Annotated in this window: 16 protein-coding genes; 9 read left to right on the top strand and 7 right to left on the bottom strand. The window is 36.5% G+C overall.

Going from position 1 to position 18519, the window contains the following annotated elements:
- Nucleotides 1-3: 3 nt before the first annotated feature.
- Both ACTIEI_RS06490 and ACTIEI_RS06485 read right to left on the bottom strand, forming a co-directional pair.
- Nucleotides 4-861, bottom strand: coding sequence for a DUF4349 domain-containing protein (locus ACTIEI_RS06490; RefSeq protein ID WP_439505473.1), 858 nt, complete (start codon nt 859-861; stop codon nt 4-6).
- 7 nt (nt 862-868) lie between these two features.
- Nucleotides 869-2023 carry a WG repeat-containing protein gene (locus tag ACTIEI_RS06485; RefSeq protein WP_439505472.1) on the bottom strand — a complete coding sequence of 385 codons (1155 nt, stop codon included), beginning with the start codon at nt 2021-2023 and terminating at the stop codon, nt 869-871.
- 94 nt (nt 2024-2117) lie between these two features.
- Here ACTIEI_RS06485 and ACTIEI_RS06480 point away from each other — a divergent pair, with 94 nt between their 5' ends.
- A complete protein-coding gene (locus ACTIEI_RS06480) occupies nt 2118-3362 on the top strand; it encodes a hypothetical protein (RefSeq protein ID WP_439505471.1) in 1245 nt (414 codons plus the stop codon).
- Nucleotides 3363-3370: 8 nt separating this feature from the next.
- Here ACTIEI_RS06480 and ACTIEI_RS06475 read toward each other — a convergent pair whose 3' ends face one another.
- The 4 genes from ACTIEI_RS06475 to ACTIEI_RS06460 form a co-directional block, all read right to left on the bottom strand.
- Complete coding sequence (locus ACTIEI_RS06475; RefSeq protein ID WP_439505470.1) at nt 3371-4033, bottom strand: gluconate 2-dehydrogenase subunit 3 family protein; 663 nt, start codon at nt 4031-4033, stop codon at nt 3371-3373.
- Between the two features lies 1 nt (nt 4034).
- Nucleotides 4035-5777 (bottom strand): GMC oxidoreductase, encoded by a 1743-nt coding sequence (locus ACTIEI_RS06470; RefSeq protein WP_439505469.1) that lies wholly within the window; start codon nt 5775-5777, stop codon nt 4035-4037.
- A gap of 86 nt (nt 5778-5863) precedes the next feature.
- Nucleotides 5864-6586, bottom strand: coding sequence for an FG-GAP repeat domain-containing protein (locus ACTIEI_RS06465; protein ID WP_439505468.1), 723 nt, complete (start codon nt 6584-6586; stop codon nt 5864-5866).
- Between the two features lie 113 nt (nt 6587-6699).
- Nucleotides 6700-10074 carry a vitamin B12-dependent ribonucleotide reductase gene (locus ACTIEI_RS06460; RefSeq protein ID WP_439505467.1) on the bottom strand — a complete coding sequence of 1125 codons (3375 nt, stop codon included), beginning with the start codon at nt 10072-10074 and terminating at the stop codon, nt 6700-6702.
- A gap of 347 nt (nt 10075-10421) precedes the next feature.
- Between ACTIEI_RS06460 and ACTIEI_RS06455 the strand changes: the two genes are divergently transcribed.
- Genes ACTIEI_RS06455 through ACTIEI_RS06420 form a run of 8 tightly spaced genes read left to right on the top strand, consistent with a single transcriptional unit; the run spans nt 10422 to nt 17932 of the window.
- Complete coding sequence (locus tag ACTIEI_RS06455) at nt 10422-11183, top strand: geranylgeranylglyceryl/heptaprenylglyceryl phosphate synthase (protein WP_439505466.1); 762 nt, start codon at nt 10422-10424, stop codon at nt 11181-11183.
- A gap of 8 nt (nt 11184-11191) precedes the next feature.
- A complete protein-coding gene (locus ACTIEI_RS06450) occupies nt 11192-11800 on the top strand; it encodes an alpha-ketoglutarate-dependent dioxygenase AlkB family protein (protein ID WP_439505465.1) in 609 nt (202 codons plus the stop codon).
- Nucleotides 11797-13053: an NRAMP family divalent metal transporter gene (locus ACTIEI_RS06445; protein ID WP_439505464.1), complete on the top strand. Its 1257-nt coding sequence runs from the start codon at nt 11797-11799 to the stop codon at nt 13051-13053. The genes ACTIEI_RS06450 and ACTIEI_RS06445 overlap by 4 nt, the downstream gene beginning before the upstream one ends.
- Before the next feature lie 46 nt (nt 13054-13099).
- Nucleotides 13100-14044, top strand: a complete 945-nt coding sequence (locus ACTIEI_RS06440) for a proline iminopeptidase-family hydrolase (RefSeq protein ID WP_439505463.1) — start codon at nt 13100-13102, stop codon at nt 14042-14044.
- 8 nt (nt 14045-14052) lie between these two features.
- A complete protein-coding gene (locus ACTIEI_RS06435) occupies nt 14053-14886 on the top strand; it encodes a universal stress protein (RefSeq protein ID WP_439505462.1) in 834 nt (277 codons plus the stop codon).
- A complete protein-coding gene (locus ACTIEI_RS06430; protein WP_439505461.1) occupies nt 14886-16031 on the top strand; it encodes a DmpA family aminopeptidase in 1146 nt (381 codons plus the stop codon). The genes ACTIEI_RS06435 and ACTIEI_RS06430 overlap by 1 nt, the downstream gene beginning before the upstream one ends.
- On the top strand, nt 16028-16852 hold the full coding sequence (locus tag ACTIEI_RS06425) for an aminotransferase class IV (RefSeq protein WP_439505460.1): 825 nt from the start codon (nt 16028-16030) through the stop codon (nt 16850-16852). The genes ACTIEI_RS06430 and ACTIEI_RS06425 overlap by 4 nt, the downstream gene beginning before the upstream one ends.
- 30 nt (nt 16853-16882) lie before the next feature.
- Complete coding sequence (locus tag ACTIEI_RS06420; RefSeq protein WP_439505459.1) at nt 16883-17932, top strand: proline iminopeptidase-family hydrolase; 1050 nt, start codon at nt 16883-16885, stop codon at nt 17930-17932.
- Nucleotides 17933-17936: 4 nt separating this feature from the next.
- Here the strand turns inward: ACTIEI_RS06420 and ACTIEI_RS06415 are convergent, their stop codons facing one another.
- A complete protein-coding gene (locus ACTIEI_RS06415) occupies nt 17937-18512 on the bottom strand; it encodes a methyltransferase domain-containing protein (RefSeq protein ID WP_439505458.1) in 576 nt (191 codons plus the stop codon).
- Nucleotides 18513-18519: the final 7 nt, after the last annotated feature.

The following is an 18519-nucleotide window of genomic DNA, read 5'->3' as shown; positions in this document are numbered from 1 at the left end:
AAGCTATTGTTTGTATTTTCGATAAAGGAACCAAATAGTCAAACCCACCAATATCATTGACCATGATTTAATGATGGTTAGGAACAGCCATTCCACCAATAACCATCCATCAATAAATGCTGCCCGCAATTGATTACCAAATCCTGGATGATATTCCATAGCGTGATTCTCATTGGGTATGACAGTTTGCTTAACCAAAGGTCTTTGCGAGAAAGACAATCTGATATCACTGTATTTCATTCGGTCATTCAAAGACAAATTATCTACCTTGGCACGATCAGCTTCTTCTTGTTGATAGATATTGCTTACGTTGGATTCTTTTTGTTTCTTTTTTGAACCTGACACTGCTCTACGAATAGTCATATTGTTGCTTAGCACTTGAAATGAAACATCATCTAATTCAATTGTTTGATCATCAAGAAAGTTAGCAAGTGGTAATATCTTGGAGAGTACAGTATCAAACTGGGTAGTTGGTACGCGTATTGTAAGGAGATTTTGCACCGTATATTGTACTGATTCTAAAGCAGAATCTCTACTCAATTCCGTTACAGCTCTTTGGTTAATTTGGCTATTCATTTTGCTATAAACAATGAATCCAGCCGCTTCTCGAACAATCTTTTGTATTGCCGTTGTGGCTGTTTGCACATTGTCTACTTTGAAGGTCAGTGCTGAGGTACGAACAAACTTTCGGTTTACAAAATCTCCATCAGACAAGGCTGCAATTTGCTTTTCTACGGAATCAGAAACGGCCATATCTCCAGCATTACCAGCGCTTCCATTTTCATCTACTTGATTATTAGAACCCTGATTGCAGGCAACTAAAAAAAATAACATCAATGAAAAAATAATTCTACTATTCATAACTAGATTAATATTGAATGAACACTTCCCCTTTCTGGTCAATTACAGCTGGTTTACCATCCAACTCCACAGTGGTATATCCGTTGTAAAACAAACCAGCTTTGTTATATTTTATTGGTATCACTACTTTCCCAGTTGTATCAATATACCCCCATTTACCATTCTTCTTTACTTTTGCTAATCCTTCTTGGAATGAATATCCGTCTTCATATTGCAATGGAATCCGCTCATTTCCTTTTAAATCCACGTATCCAAAACGAAGTATCTTTTTAGTCAATACAGATCCATTATCTTCATACCGTTTATATACTAGAGTCAATCCGTCGTGAGAACTACTACACTCATCATATCGCCCATATGGAACTACTATATTACCAGCAGTATCAGCAAGCGCCATATCACTTCCTCCTGATTGCTTCCACTTATTCAACATAATTAATCCTCCAGTGTACAAAATGCCATCACAATCATAGGTATGTAAAATTTTTCCAGTTGAATCGTAGATTCCCCATTGTTCATTTTCTTTTGCAAACATTTTTTTATCTACTGTGAATGCTTCAATTTCATCAAAACGAGGGGCAACCAACCATTTCCCATTCCTATCAGCAATACCAGATTTATAGTCTTTTGTAAGTAAGAATCGATTGAAATGAAGAGAATAAATGAACTCATATTTCAAAGGGAAAACCAATTTAAAGTTTGTATCAAGTAAACCTCTATTACCTTTTTTATCCGTTACAAATGAATATCCAAATTCATCAAAAGGATCAATGTATAAAAGTCCGTTCTCCCAGGCATTAAAAACAATCTTTCCAGATAAGTTCACAAATGAACGTCGTTCTTCTGGATGCTTATGAGTAAGTACCGCCAATCCTTTACTAAACGGACTTAAAGCCCTTGCATAATTAAATTCAAGGATAAATTTACCGGAGCTATCAATAGCACCTACTGAACTATCTGTTTCAAAACAAGCTAATCCTTCAGAAAATTCATAAAGCATTTTAAATTGATAACGATCTTGCAACAAAAGTCTTTTGGCTTCAAATATTTTGTTTGATTCAACCTTATACACTTTGGATTCAATCTTCTGCCGCTCACTACAAGAAAAATAGGCAATCAATAAAACAGGTAGAAATATTAAGGTTAATTTTTTAGGCATCATGCTAATTCTTCACCCGAAAGTAATTTTCTCAACTATAGATTAAATACCGTTGAGACGGTATTTGTTATTTTAAAAAATAGGGGAATTTCATGGTATGATAACAAGAACACTAATTTTTTTTGGCCTACTATTATCTGCAGTTTCAATAACAGCACAGAAAAAGACTCGCATACAATCTATTGTAAAAAAAGACACCCACAATAAGTTAAGCTTTGCTTGTAATTTTTTTGGGAGTAGTGCCAATTATGAGCCTGTACCGGCTTCAGAAGTATCAGATGAAAATGCCGAAAAATGGATGAATGAATTGGTTGCACGTATAACCAGTGTAGTAGGTCTGCGCAATCGATTCCGATTGGTTGCATTACAAAACTTTAATAACTGCGCTGCTGTTTGTTTCAACAATGAAACCGGTCAGGAAAGATTCATTCAATTTGACCGACAGTTTCTTGAAAACTTTCAAAAGCGCACCAATAATAAATGGTTTGTAACAGGCGTATTGGCACATGAACTTGGTCATCACTTTAATGGGCATTCACTGGATGGAATTGGGAGTAGACCCGATAAAGAAATTGAAGCTGACGAATTTGCTGGATTCATTTTACAAAAGCTGGGAGCAAAAGAAAATGAAGCTGAATCAATATTTAGTTTTTTAAACGAGACAGATGGTCCACCTACCCATCCCATTAAATCAAAAAGATATGCTGCAGTTTCAAGGGGATGGAATAGCGCTGCTGGCAATAGCATCTGGGTGTCCTTACTATTAGAAAATGATGCTGATAAAAAAGAGATTGCATATGAAGCACTAATGGCAGCAAGAAATACGAATAATACAACTCAAAAACTTGAACTCATCAACAAAGCCTTAAATAAAGTACCTGCCTATGCAGAAGCAATTAGTGAAAAGGGACTAGTTTACTTACAGGAAAATAAATACCAATTAGCATCCCAATATTGCGAAGAAGCCCTCTTGTTAGAACCCTATATAGGTATACTCAGATTAAATTTTTCAAAAGTCTTGATGGCGCAAAAAAATTATGATACTGCATTAAGTTTTGTTCAAGATGCAATTTACCTAAGACCAGTATTTCCTGAAGCATATCATCAACGTGCGCTAATTTTCCTTAATAAGAAAAATTATGTGCAAGCAGGAAATGATTGTAGTTTAGCCCTTTTAATGAATCCAGACAATACTGAAACAAAGGCTGATATTCTTATTACTAAAGGGATTGCCCACTACGAACTAAAGCAAGAAGAAATTGCATCTGCTTGCTTTAGTGAGGCAAAAAAACTAGATCCTTATAACAAAAGGATAGAAAAATATCTTTCAATAAATAAATAAGAAAATCTTTACGCTTTATCAAAACTCAAACACTCTTTCAATTCTTTTTCTGTGTACGCTAATTTGTATTGCTTTAATACCTCATCTGGCACACCATTCCATTGATTGGGGGCATTGCCTACATAGCCTAAATCTTTGATACCAATTTCAGTGGTGTAGAAACCAGTGGTTACTAAATCGCGCATTAAGTTAAAAAAGGAAACACCTTGTGCCAATTCCTTTGCTGCTTTTTCTGGATAAGCAATACTATCTACAACCGTTATTTGTTGGGCTGTAGTCAAGTTCACAAATGCTTTTTCATAAAGCTTATAACAATGTAAATCTAACCAACGCAATCCGCCACGTAATGGGGTTTGATGCGAAGGCATATCTTTTACAATAAACTCTATAAACTCCGGAACTTTAGCATCACTGGCGCTTCCACTTACTTCGTCTTTAGGCATAATAATATCGCCCAATACAGTAATGGTAGCCATTTCATGTTCATTGAAGAATTTATCTTCCTTGGCCATTTTGGCTAAGTAAGCTTTCTCTTCTTGCATGCGATCATCTAATGATGCATCTGCTGAGTCAGCAATATTTTTTTTATCGGCACTGGTGCAGGCTTCTACCAAAACACCGGCACCAACGGTACCAATCATTAGTGCCTTAATCGATTTTCTCCTGTCCATCTTATAAGTTTTGTTTTTTCATTTCGTCAATAATGTATTCACTTGCACGCATGCTTAAAGCAAGGATGGTCCAAGTGATATTTTTATCCGCTTGTGAAACAAACTGTGATCCATCTACACAAAACAATGTTTTGCAATCGTGAGCCTGACTAAACTTGTTTAAGGCAGATGTTTTTTTGTCGTTACCCATTCTTACCGTACCTGCTTCGTGAATAATATTTCCTGGATTAGACAAGCCATAATTATTTGAAGCATCATCGTCTGCACCCCAAGTAATCACAGCACCCATATTGTGCATGATTTCTTTGAATGTCTCCTTCATATGCTTGGCTTGCTTAATCTCATAATCAGAATGACGAGTATTAAATCTTAAAACAGGTATACCATATTTATCCACTACTGTAGGGTCAATTTCGCAGTAGTTGTTGATGTCTGGAACAGACTCTCCTCTTCCTGCCATACCTACGCCAGCTCCGTAAAAAAAGCGGACATCTTCTTTTAATGAAGATCCATATCCCCCCGCTTCTTTGGTTTTACCATTTACTTGGTACTTACCATTCAAACCTTGCATGCCCATTCCAAATCCATAAGCTGGTTGGCTCATGCCTCCCCAATATTCTATATGGTATCCTCGTGGGAAATCCAATTTTTTATTGTCTAACCACCAAGGGGTATAAATATGCATACCGCCTACGCCATCTTCGTTGTAACGCTTTCTACCAAAGAGTTCTGGCAATACGCCACCCAAAGCCGCACCAGTAGAGTCATGTAAATATTTTCCCACTACATTACTGTCGTTGGCCAACCCATTCGGATGTCTTTTAGATTTAGAGTTCAATAATAAACGTGCGGTTTCGCAAGTACTCGCGGCTAAAATCACTACGCGACCATTTACCTGGTATTCTAAATTGTCTACTTTATTTACATAAGAAATACCGGTTGCCAAACCTTCTGAATTCGTGATAACTTCACGCGCCATTGCCTGTGTAATCACATCTACATTCCCTGTTTTCACCGCTGGCTTTACCAATACAGAACCTGATGAAAAGTCTCCGTAAACTTTACAACTTCTGTTACACTGCGCACAAAAGAAACAAGCACCTCTTTCTTCATTAATTTTCTTCGTTAAGATAGACAAACGAGAAGGGATCACTGGAACACCCACCCCTGTTGCTGCCTTTTTAATCATCAGCTCGTGTAAACGGGGTTTGGGTGGAGGAAGAAAAATTCCATCAGGATCATTTTCTAATCCTTCATTGCTACCAAATACACCAATCAATTTGTCTACTTTATCATAGTAGGGCTTCACGTCTTCATAACCAATTGGCCAATCATCGCCTAAGCCATCAATGCTTTTTCTTTTAAAATCTTTGGGACCAAAACGAAGGGATATACGACCCCAGTGATTGGTACGGCCACCCATCATACGGGCACGCCACCACTCAAATTTTTGACTACCAGGGGCTTGGGTATAAGGCTCCCCATCAATTTCCCATCCCCAATAACAGCCATCAAAATCCCCAAAAGGCCTGAACTTGGTACTTGCCCCTCTTCTAGGCGATTCCCATGGATTTTTTAATTGAGATGAATTCACCGCAGGATCATAATCTTCTCCTGCTTCCAATAAACAAACTTTTAAACCGGCTTTGGATAAAGTATACGCCGCCATACCACCACCAGCTCCTGAACCCACAATTACTACATCGTATTGCTTAGGTTGTTTTTTAATTTGAAAGTCTCCCATATCGCTTTTTTAATCTTGGTCGTTAGAACTATGAATGTAGCAATTTTAATGGTACTGTTCACTAGTTTTTGATAAATGAATTGATCTTATTTTATAAAATATTCGTTTGGAAAAGATCGCAAGGTTGCATTGCGAATACTTGCTGGAATATCTTTAGCAATGACTTTATTTGTTTTAAAATCAACTGCCGTCCATAAGGGATATTCATATGTTTTAGATACAGACACCAAAGTTCCATTTACCCAATTATACAAATTGAATACCCAATAATTATGGCCATTGTAATTTGTACTTGAACAGCCTATAATTTCTGGAAGACCATCTCCATTGAGATCATACTCTTTTTCAGATGAAAAATCAACAAAACTCATCACCCTGTAATTAGTTTGTTGACTCATTAAATAAACTTTATAATTCAATAAAGCTGCCATTCCATTGCCAGCGGTATAAATGCGAAATTTAATATCTGGAATACCATCATTATTAAAATCCGCCACTTCTGCGTTGGGTGTTAAATGCCTTATCCAAAAGGGAACTAAAATTTTTTGAATTATTTTATTGGCTTTATAAAAATGTATATAAGAAGATTCTCTTGATGATTCTTGTTCAATGATTACTACTTTTTCTATAGCAAATCCTTTTTTACCTTTTAAGTTTATTTGAACTGTTTTATTGGGAATTGCAGTATCCTTAATCTGTTCAAATTTCACTTTTGTGTAAACAATTGGTTTTGACTTATTAAATAAAGTTTGAGCAAAAATTGAAGAACCCATTAAAAGTGAAATAATAAAAATTATAAGCTTAAACATAGATTTAAATATTACTTTAATTTAAAAAAGATTGAGCTAGTATCAAAAAAAATCTCCCCTAGATGAAAATCCAGAGGAGATGTTTTTTAGGGCAGGGATTAACTGCTATCGAATTAACTGCAACCCATACTGGTGCCACAGTTTAAACACTTATAACATGTACCGCTTCTAATGGTTAAATGACCGCAAGTGCTACAAGCAGGAGCATCGCTTTGCATACTTTTAGCTGCAGCATTTACTGCATCCATTCCACTGTTTCCTACTGCAGCTGTGGTAGCAGCAGCACGCTGTAGTTTTGGAGAAGCTAGGCCCTCTGCAGGTGTAGTATTGGCAGATGGTGCAGTTACTCTAACACTACTGAGTTCGGGCTTTCCCAAAAAAGTTGCATCTCCCTCCTCTTCCCCTGTATTACCTACAGATGGTCTGTCTAGCACATGAACTAAATCGGTTCTATTAAGGTATTCATATCCTAATGCACGGAAAACAAAGTCTACTAATGAAGTAGTGGTTTTGATATTTGGATGGTCTACCATTCCAGCTGGTTCAAAACGAGTGAACACAAACTTATCTACAAACTCTTCCAATGGAACCCCATATTGCAAGCCTACTGAAACAGAAATCGCAAAACAGTTCATCAAACTACGCAAAGTAGATCCTTCTTTGGCTAGATCTATAAAGATTTCACCTAAAGTACCATCACTATATTCGCCTGTTCTTAAGAAGATGACTTGACCGCCAATTTTCGCTTTCTGAGTAAACCCTCTACGCTTGGCTGGCAAAGATTTTCTTTCTACAATTCTAGATAAAGCACGCTTTAATTCTGTATCAGTAGATGCAGTCATGCGTTTGGTTACTTCTTCTAATAATTCATCAACGGTCAATTTACCTAAATCTACAATGGTTGATTCTTCTGTTAACACCGCTTGTGTAGATACAACTTCTTCAGCTTCTTCCTCTGTCTTCTTTTTCTTTTCGCTCTTGTTGCTTAATGGTTGGCTTAATTTAGAGCCATCGCGGTATAAAGCATTTGCTTTAAGACCCAACTGCCAGCTCATCAAATAACAATCAGCAATTTCTTCTACGGTTGCTTCGTGTGGCAGATTGATGGTTTTAGAAATAGCTCCACTCAAGAATGGTTGACAAGCCGCCATCATTCTGATATGGCCATATGCATGTATATATCTTTCACCTTTTTTACCACATTTATTAGCACAATCAAATACAGTAAGGTGCTCATCCTTTAAGAATGGGGCCCCCTCTACCGTCATGGTTCCGCAAACAAAATCGTTAGCTGCATCAATTTGCTCTTCAGTAAATCCAATCGCTTCCAATAAGTTGAAATTCCAATCTTCATATTGTGCAGGAGTGAATCCAAGACGCTGCATACACTCATCCCCTAAAGTAAAGCGATTGAATATGAACGCGATTTCAAAGGCTGAACGAGCAGCCCCATTTAATTTTTCGATTTCAGCTCCCGTAAACCCTTTTGCCGCTAAGCTTGCATTATTAATATAAGGCGCATTTTCGAAACTTGCAGAACCTACTGCATATTGCTCAATCGCTTTTGCTTGTTCAGGGTTATATCCTAGATTTTTTAATGCCTGAGGCACAGATTGGTTAATGATTTTGAAATATCCACCACCACTTAATTTTTTAAATTTTACTAACGCGAAATCTGGTTCAACACCTGTGGTATCACAATCCATTACCAAGCCAATTGTTCCTGTTGGAGCGATAACAGTAGTTTGCGCATTCCTATAACCGTATTTTTCTCCCAATTGTACTGCATCATCCCAGGCACGAGTAGCTGCTTTCAACATATAGTCTGGGCAGAATTGAGCCTTGATTCCTTGTGGCTTAATTTCTAGGCCAACATAAGCATCAGTAGCATCGTAAGCCGCAGCGCGGTGATTGCGCATTACACGCAACATGTCTTCTTTATTCTCTTCGTACTTGTCAAAAGTGCCTAAGAAAGAAGCCATTTCTGCAGAAGTTTTGTAAGCCACACCGGTCATGATCGCTGAAATTGCACCAGCAATACCGCGAGCTTCTTCACTATCGTAAGCAATGCCGCTCACCATTAACATAGAACCCAAGTTGGCAAAGCCCAATCCTAATGTTCTGTAATCGTAAGACAATTGTGCTACTTCCTTAGAAGGAAACTGTGCCATTAAAACAGAAATTTCTAACACAGTGGTCCATAAACGGGTAGTGTATTCAAATCCTTCAACATCAAAAATATTATTGTCGTCGTTGTGGAACTTACGTAGATTAATTGATGCTAAGTTACAAGCCGTATTATCTAAGAACATATATTCTGAACAAGGGTTAGACGCATTGATGCGACCGCCCTTTGGACAGGTATGCCATTCATTAATAGTAGTATCATACTGAGTGCCAGGATCTGCACAGCGCCAAGCTGCATGTGCAATTTTATCCCAAACTTCTCTAGCAGGAATTTTCTTCATTACCCTGCCATCTGTTCTAGCTTTTAATTCCCAATCTCTTCCTTCCTCTAATGCATGAAAGAATTCATTGGGTATTCTAACTGAGTTATTGGAGTTCTGACCTGAAACTGTAGCATAAGCTTCTCCCTCATATCCATTATCATATCCAGCAGCTACTAAAGCAGCTACTTTCTTTTCTTCTTCTACTTTCCAGTTAATGAATTCCATTATTTCTGGGTGATCTAAGTCTAAGCAGACCATTTTAGCCGCCCTTCTTGTAGTGCCCCCACTTTTTATAGCTCCAGCTGCACGGTCTCCGATTTTTAAGAAGCTCATCAATCCACTTGATGTACCGCCACCGCTTAATTTTTCGCCGCTACCACGAATTTGAGAGAAATTGGTTCCAACCCCAGAACCATATTTGAAAATTCTGGCTTCACGGGTCCATAAATCCATGATACCGCCTTCATTTACTAAATCGTCACTTACGCTTAAGATAAAGCAAGCATGTGGTTGAGGACGTTCGTATGCATTGGTAGACTTCTTTAGCTTACCATCTTTAGGATCAACATAATAGTGCCCTTGAGGCTTACCTGTTATACCATAAACCTCATGTAAACCTGTATTAAACCATTGAGGTGAATTGGGAACACAAGCCTGGTTTAAAATACTATATGCCAATTCATCATAAAATACCTGCGCATCTTTTTCAGAAGCAAAATACCCATAGCGCTCACCCCATACTCTCCAGCAATGTGCCATACGGTGTGCCACTTGCTTTACACTGGTTTCTCTTCCCAATGATCCATCGGGCTGAGGTACTCCGGCTTTTCTAAAATATTTTTGTGCAAGAATATCTGTAGCAATTTGGCTCCATTGTTTTGGAACTTCTACATTATTCATTTCAAAAACTTTTTCTCCGTTCGGGTTTTTGATTACACTGTCACGGTAATCATATTCGAACATATCGTAAGGGCTAACACCATCGTTGGTGAAGCGGCGGCTGAATTGTAAGCCTTTGGGAGCGCGTGGATTAGGCATATCGCAGTTAAAGTTTAAAATGTAATTAATGGGTCCCTGCCAAACGGAATTTTGTAACGGCGGTTGACGAAAATATCTTTCCATTTTCAAAATCCAATGCCGTAAATATGCACAGCTTGTGGATAAGGAAGGTGGATAATTTGCGAGCTCAAATCCACGTTGGTTTTGACCGATTATACACAGGTGTCAATAAGATTTTTAGGTATATTTAGGGTTAATTAATGTTGATTATAATAGACCTAAAAGTTAAACAAAAGTCCAAAACTGGTTTTCTAGCAAGAACCGAGGCAATAAATGCTTTAAACGAAAACTTTTCCGCATTTTTGCAAAGGACTATCTAAATTGGAATGAAGCAAGCGATCTACACACAATTCACTCAACGTAAAAAGAATGGCAAAAAATCCTTTGCCGTACTTATAGATCCAGATAAAGTGAATACCGAAAGTATTCAGGAACTAATAAAACTATCGTTAGAAGCGCATGTCGACTACTTTTTTGTTGGCGGCAGTTTGGTTATATCAAGCCATTTAGACGAATGTATTCAGCAAATTAAGGCTGCTTGCAATATCCCAGTCATTCTTTTTCCCGGTTCTCCGTCTCAAGTGAGCAGGTATGCAGATGCTTTATTATATCTCTCACTTATTTCAGGGCGTAATCCTGAATTATTAATTGGCCAACATGTTATATCCGCTCCATTTGTTAAAAAATCAGGCTTAGAAATTATGCCTACAGGCTATATGGTAATTGATGGAGGAGCCCCCACTACAGTAAGTTATATTTCCAATGCTTCTCCTATACCTGCAGATAAGAGTGAAATTGCTATGTGCACCGCAATGGCGGGTGAAATGTTGGGTATGCAGTTAATTTATATGGATGCAGGCAGCGGAGCTAAGCGCCCCATAACCGAACAAATGATTGAAAGTGTGGCCAAACATATTGAAGTACCTTTAATTGTAGGTGGAGGTATTACCGAGCCAGAAAAAGCCTATCTAAATTGTAAAGCAGGTGCAGATATTATTGTGGTAGGAAACGCAATAGAAAAAGACGTATCGTTGATCAAAGAAATAAGCGCTGCTATACACTCTGTTGCTATTGTAAATATGGGCTAAATTAGCACATGATTCAATCATCTCTTTTTTCGGAAGATCATAAAAACTTATTGCCTTACGACGGCTTTGTCCAATATTTTGGAGGTATCTATTCAGTTGAAGAGCGTAATTATTATTTAGATAGTTTATTGAATAACATTGAATGGGAAAATGATCAGGTAAAAATGTTTGGCAAACTCATCATCACCAGAAGAAAAGTTGCTTGGTATGGTAGCTTACCTTTCGAATATCGTTATTCAAATACCACCAAAAAAGCCCTACCTTTTACTTCAGAACTTATTGCGATAAAACAAAAAATAGAAGCTGTTTCAGGAGAAACGTATAATGCTTGTTTATTGAACTTGTATCATAATGGCAGTGAAGGAATGGGCTGGCATAGCGATGCAGAGCCTGAATTAAAAAAACAGGGTGCTATTGCATCACTCAGTTTAGGGGCTGAAAGAAAGTTTGTTTTTAAGCATAAAGTCTCTTCTGAAAAAAGAGCTATTATTTTAGAATCTGGAAGTTTATTGGTGATGAAAGGCAGTACACAAGACCACTGGCTACACCAACTTCCTGCGAGTAAAAAAATAAGCGAACTAAGAGTGAACCTCACTTTTAGAACAATTAAACAATGAAAAAAAAAGCATTTTCAATAAAGGGATTTTGGAAAAAATTAGGCCCAGGTTTAGTAACCGGATCAAGTGATGATGATCCATCAGGAATAGCCACTTATTCGCAAGCTGGAGCTCAATTTGGACTTAGTACTTTGTGGACTGCTTTTATCAGTTTTCCTTTAATGGCTGCTGTACAAGAAATGTGCGGAAGAATTGGATTAGTTACTAAACAAGGACTATCAGGTACGCTAAAAACCTATTATCCCAAATTTGTTTTGTACACGATGATCTTATTTAGCTTTCCTGCTATTGTTTTAAATATTGGAGCTAATATTGCCGGTATGGGTGCAGTTGGCAATCTATTATTCCCTTCCGTTGATGCCAATTATTTTAGTGTTTGCTTCACCGTTGTTTTGTTAATATTAATTATTTATTTGCCCTACGAAAAAATTGCTTCTGTTTTAAAATACTTATGCTTAGTGTTATTAGTTTATATAATCGTGCCATTCTTTTATAAACAAGACCTAAGCGTAATTTTATCTAATACTTTTTTCCCTGAAATTCAATTTACAAAAGAATATTTAGCAACATTGGTTGCCATTTTAGGAACAACTATTTCGCCTTATCTTTTTTTCTGGCAAGCTACCATGTCGGTTGAAGACTTAAAGCACAGAAAAAAGAAATTAGTTGTCAATAAAAAAATCATTGCTGAAATGAGACAAGATATTGACACCGGCATGTTGTTCTCTAACATTGTCATGTATTTTATTATTTTAACTACGGGAACAGTTCTATTCAATGCTGGTATTCACCAGATTGATACAGTAGAAGAGGCCGCTCAAGCATTACAACCATTAGCAGGCGATGCCGCTTACATCCTTTTTGCGGTGGGAATTCTTGGTACAGGATTTTTAGCAATCCCAGTTTTAAGTGGTGCTTTATCTTATATGATTACGGAGATTTTTGCATGGGAAAATGGATTAGATAAAAAATTTCATGAAGCAAAGGCATTTTATACAATCATTATTGTATCACTTTTATTGGGCCTTACAATCAACTATATCGGCATTTCTCCTATTAACGCACTCATCTATGCAGCCATTCTATATGGCCTCACCGCACCAGTATTAATTGGAATTATACTGCATATTGCCAATAATAAAAAAGTGATGGGAGACTATTGCAATGGTATTTGGTCAAATATTTTAGGAGGCACTGCCTTGATTTTAATGTCGGTAGCGGCGGTTAGTCTTTTGCTGATGTATATTTTTTAAATTAGTGTACCTTTAAAAGAACAGCTTTATGGACAAATTAAAACCAATGTCTAAAAAAATATTTTTATCCATATTAGTCCTTTTTCAACTTTCCATTATTTCATTTGGGCAACTAAAGGAAGGAGAAGGAAAAACAAATGTTCACGGTGGTCAAGTGTGGTATAAGGTTATTGGCAAAGGAAAGGGAATACCGATCCTTATGATTCATGGAGGGCCAGGTGGAACTAGTCGGTCTTTCTATCAATTTGAAGCTATTGGAAATGATCGACCAATTATTTTATTTGATCAATTGGGTAGCGGAAGATCTGATTACCATACTGATACTAGACTATTGACCATTCCATATTTTATTGAGCAAGTTAAATCAATAGTAAGCAAGCTACAACTTGAATCGTTTTATTTACATGGCCATTCCTGGGGAACCGCTTTGGCATTGGAATATTATTTACAATATCCAAAAGAGGTAAAAGGAATTATATTCAATAGCCCTTATTTTAGTACCAAACTTTGGAAGAAAGATGCAGATATATTAATTAAAACGTTACCGGATAGTATTCAACTTGCAATTGCGATAGGAGAAAAAACGGGAGATTTCAATAGCGCTGCTTACATAAACGCAAACACTGTTTATGCAAAAAATTTTGGGGTTAGAAATACTAGACAAACAAGTGATTTAGATACCATTATGGCGGCTAGCAATGGTTTCATCTATAATTACATGTGGGGACCAACTGAATTTACAGCTACTGGTACATTAATTAAATATAATCGAGTTAAAAGTTTAAGCAAAATCAAAGTTCCTACCCTTTTTATAACTGGAGAATATGATGAAGCAAGACCAGAAACAGTTCGTTATTTTAGTAGTTTAGTGAAAAACAGTCGCTTTGGCATTGTTGAGGGGGCTGGTCATGGCACTATGCATGATAACAAAGAAAAAAATATTCAACTAATAAAAGATTTTATTGATTCAATTGAGCAATCAAAAAAATAAATTACATCATGAAAATTTTAGTAACCACAGACTTTTCCAGTAACTCAAAAGCTGCCATCCAATTTGCAGCAAATTTTTCTAAACAAACTAAAGGAGCAGAATTAATTTTTTACTCCGCTGTTGAGATGATGCAACCGGCTTCTTGGAATTTATCCTTTTACAAAACATATGCAAAAGAAGAGAAGGCCAGACTAACAAAAGATTTAGAAAAATTTGTAAAGTCTGCTATTGGTACAAATAAAAATGTTTTATTAGGCTGTAAATATGTAATTGATTTTACCCAGGGAACTGAAAAAGCAATTATCGAATATGCGGTTAAAAGTAAATGCCAATTTATATGTATTGCAACCAATGGAGCAGGTATCTTAAGAAAACTAATGGGCACCCATACTTCTTATTTAGTTAATCATTCTTCTGTGCCAGTTTTGGCAATTCCTTCTAAATACAAAACTAAAGCAATCAAAAAAACTACTTACGTTTCAGACTTTGAAAATTTGATTCCGGAACTCAACAAAGTGTCTAAATTAAGTGGACAGCTTAAATGCCAAACAGAGGCTTTACATTATGCACGTATGGGCACCAGTCATCCAGACACTATTAATAAAATCAAGCTTTTTTCTAAACCTGCATATCTCGGCATTAAAGTAAATATTCTTGAAACCAATATTGAATATTCATTAGTAGACCGTCTAACAAAATATATTGGGAAACAGCACCCAGATTTGATTATATTATTTACCAGACAGAAAAAAGGATTCTTTGAGCAACTATTTTTACCAAGTAAAGCAGCGGAACTTACTTTTTCTACTAAAATCCCTACTTTGATTTATCCTAAAAATTAATGGCTTATATACCTCTGATAAAACTAGTATCAACATTATTTATTTCAGGCATTTTAGCGCTTAATGTGCATGCACAAAGTACTAAACGAGCTCGGGATTGGGGCATACAAATTGGCGTGTTAAAACCCGGCCCTTTCAATAGTATTACTGATGTAAAAGGAATTAAGGTAGGTCATACCACCATCAAAAAAGGGGATTCGGTAAATACAGGAGTAACCGTAATTATTCCGCATCAAGGAAATATTTTTCAGCAAAAAGTTCCTGCTGCTGTTTATACAGGAAATGGATTTGGAAAATTAGTAGGTAGTACTCAAATAAATGAGTTAGGAAATATAGAAACTCCGATTGTACTTACTAATACGTTAAGTGTTCCTGTAGCAATGAATGGTTTAATTACTTATACACTTAGCCAATCTGGAAATGAAAAAATCACTTCGGTAAATGCAGTTGTAGGAGAAACAAATGATGGGTTTTTAAACGATATAAGAGGAAGACATATTATTGAACAAAATATATTGGAAGCAATTAAGAGCGCTTCTGCAGACCGGGTGATGGAAGGTGCTGTAGGTGCTGGCACAGGTACTGTATGCTTTGGGTTTAAAGGCGGTATTGGAAGCGCCTCTAGAAAATTACCCGCTAGTTTAGGTGGGTATACAATAGGTGTATTAGTGCAATCAAATTTTGGTGGCGTATTAACAATAGATGGGATTGCAGTTGGAGAATATTTACAAAAATTTAGTTTCAGCAATGAGTTGTTGAATAATGTTGATGGATCATGCATGATCATTGTGGCAACCGATGCTCCTTTAGATCATCGAAATCTTTTAAGATTAGCAAAAAGAGCCATGTTAGGTTTGGGAAGAACAGGTGGTATTGCTTCCAATGGTAGTGGAGATTATGTAATTGCGTTTTCAACATTTGAGCAAAACAGGATATTACACCAAACCAATAATGAACCAATATCAACCCTTATATTACCAAATGATTCCAACTCACCACTATTTATGGCTGCTATTGAAGCAACAGAAGAAGCAATTATCAATTCACTTTTTACTGCAGTTGATACAAAAGGATTTAAAGGGAACAAGGTAGCTGCACTCCCCATACAACAATTATTACCATTATTTATAAAAGAGAAAAAATGAGTGATTTGTATATAAGTGTTAATGGTGAAATGATGCTCGCGAATAGTCTCTCAATAAATGCATCCGATTTAGCTATACAAAGAGGCTATGGCATTTTTGATTTTTTGGTTACCGTGAACGGGAAACCCATTTTTTTAGAAGACCATATTAATCGATTTTATTTGTCAGCTGAATCCATGCACTTGCCCGTTCTATTGGATAAGTCCGCGCTTATTGCTACAATTGAAGCATTAATGCAAAAAAACAACTTACCCAATTCAGGTATTCGCATTACCCTAACTGGTGGAAATTCCCCTGATGGATATTCAATTGGGAATCCCAATTTAATTATCAGCCAATCCCTTTTTAATTACAGTAATCAGGTATTTGACAAGGGATTAAAACTAATCACATACGAACACCAACGCCAATTACCTCATATAAAAACCATCGATTATTTAAAAGCCATTTATTTACAACCAACCATAAAAGCAGCTGGCGCAGATGATGTATTGTATCATTTTAATGAGTGGATTACCGAATGTCCAAGGGCTAACTTTTTTATAGTGACTAATCAAGAAGAAGTGCTCACCCCTAAAAAAAATATTTTACAAGGGGTTACTCGGAAAAAAATTTTTGAACTAAATGGATATACCATAAAAGAAGCCAATATAAGTCTAGACATGTTGTTTTCAGCCAAGGAAGCCTTTATCAGTAGTTCTACCAAAAATATACTTCCCGTAAATTCAATCAACGGTAATTTGATTGGGGAAGGGAAGCCTGGTCCTATCACACGTAATTTATATGAACAATTAGTTCAATCAAAAGAAATTTCATTTTAAATTTAAGTACCTTAATCAAAATGATTTGCCATGAAAAAGTTCCATTATATATTCATCTTATGCTGCTTTACCATAATTTTTGGATGCAAAACCGCTAATAATGAGCCAACCGCTAACAAAGATTATTTTAAACCAACTACTAAGGGAATCCAAAATGGTGGAGTTCAACTGATTCCAATTACAACTAAAAGCGGAACATTTAATGTTTGGACAAAGCGAATCGGGAATAACCCTACTATGAAATTATTATTGTTGAATGGAGGTCCGGGTGCAACCCATGAATACTTTGAATGTTTCGAAAATTTTATGCCAGCAGAAGGGATTGAAATTATTTACTATGATCAATTGGGATGCGGCAATTCACAAGACCCGAAAGACACTAGCTTATTTGATTTAGCCAGATATGTAGATGAGGTAGAGCAGGTTAGAAAGGAATTGGACTTAAACAAAGAAAATTTTTATTTACTAGGACATTCATGGGGTGGAATCTTGGCAATGGAATATGCATTAAAGTATCAGCAAAACTTAAAAGGTGTTATTATTTCAAATATGATGAGTGATGCCATAGAATATGGTAAATATGCGGATGAAGTTTTAGCAAAACAAATGGACCCAAAAATTTTAGATACCATTAGAGGCCTAGAAGCAAAAAAAGATTTCGGCAATCCCAAATATATGGACTTGTTATATAATCATTTTTATACCAAACATATTTTAAGAATGCCGTTGAGTGAGTGGCCCGAACCAGTAAACCGTTCTTTTGCAAAAATGAATCAAGGGCTATATGTTACTATGCAAGGTCCTAGCGAATTTGGCATATCTGGGAAGTTAACAACTTGGTCTGTAAAGAATCGGCTTAACCAAATAAGTGTTCCCACTTTAGTTGTAGGTGCAGAACACGATACCATGGATCCTGCTCATATGAAATGGATGGCAGGCGCCGTTGAAAATGGCACTTATTTATACTGTGCCAACGGAGGACATATGAGTATGTACGACGACCAAGAAACTTATTTTAAAGGATTGATTCATTTTATGAAAGGAGTGAATAAAGGAGAAAAGAAAAATATTGTTCCCTAATTGTTTAAATCTTCACCCAAAACTTTAAATCTTCATTGCTTCCAGTTCCTACCACTTGGTAGGAACTGGGCATTTCGTGTTCGGAGCTATGAAAAGTGGCAATTCGAGTGCCTACTGGAAGTTTTTTAAGTTGTTTGTATAATTTTCGATTGTACAAATTAAATAGTTCAGGACTGTGTTTGATGGTTTGGTCGATGGAATCATTGTCAATTAGATTCTCATAAAATGCATTATAAAAATAAAAATGATGGTATCGAGTGAAATCAATATCCGTGAAATTTCCCGTTAAGAACTCCGTATTATTGAGCGATAATTCATGGGCAACCGATTGGGCAATTTGAGTTAATGAATCTCTTTGCTCAATACCTGTGAATACAGCATTGGGATGAAATTTAGCCCCGATAATACAGAATTTACCTACCCCACTCCCAATATCTAGTATTCGCGTATTTGAACCAACGGCTAAAAAATGAGCTGCCTCTTTTGCAATAACTATTGGAGTCCAATGCCTGCTAGCTAAAGCCGAAATTGAATCGGGGTAAAGTTGATCAAATTGCTGGTCTGAACTAAAGAAATCCATTCACAAA

Origin of the sequence: Sediminibacterium sp. (assembly GCF_051860225.1) — a bacterium.
Classification (GTDB): domain Bacteria; phylum Bacteroidota; class Bacteroidia; order Chitinophagales; family Chitinophagaceae; genus Sediminibacterium.
Note: the sequence above shows the minus strand (reverse complement) of the source record. Positions and strands in the feature narration are given on the sequence as shown.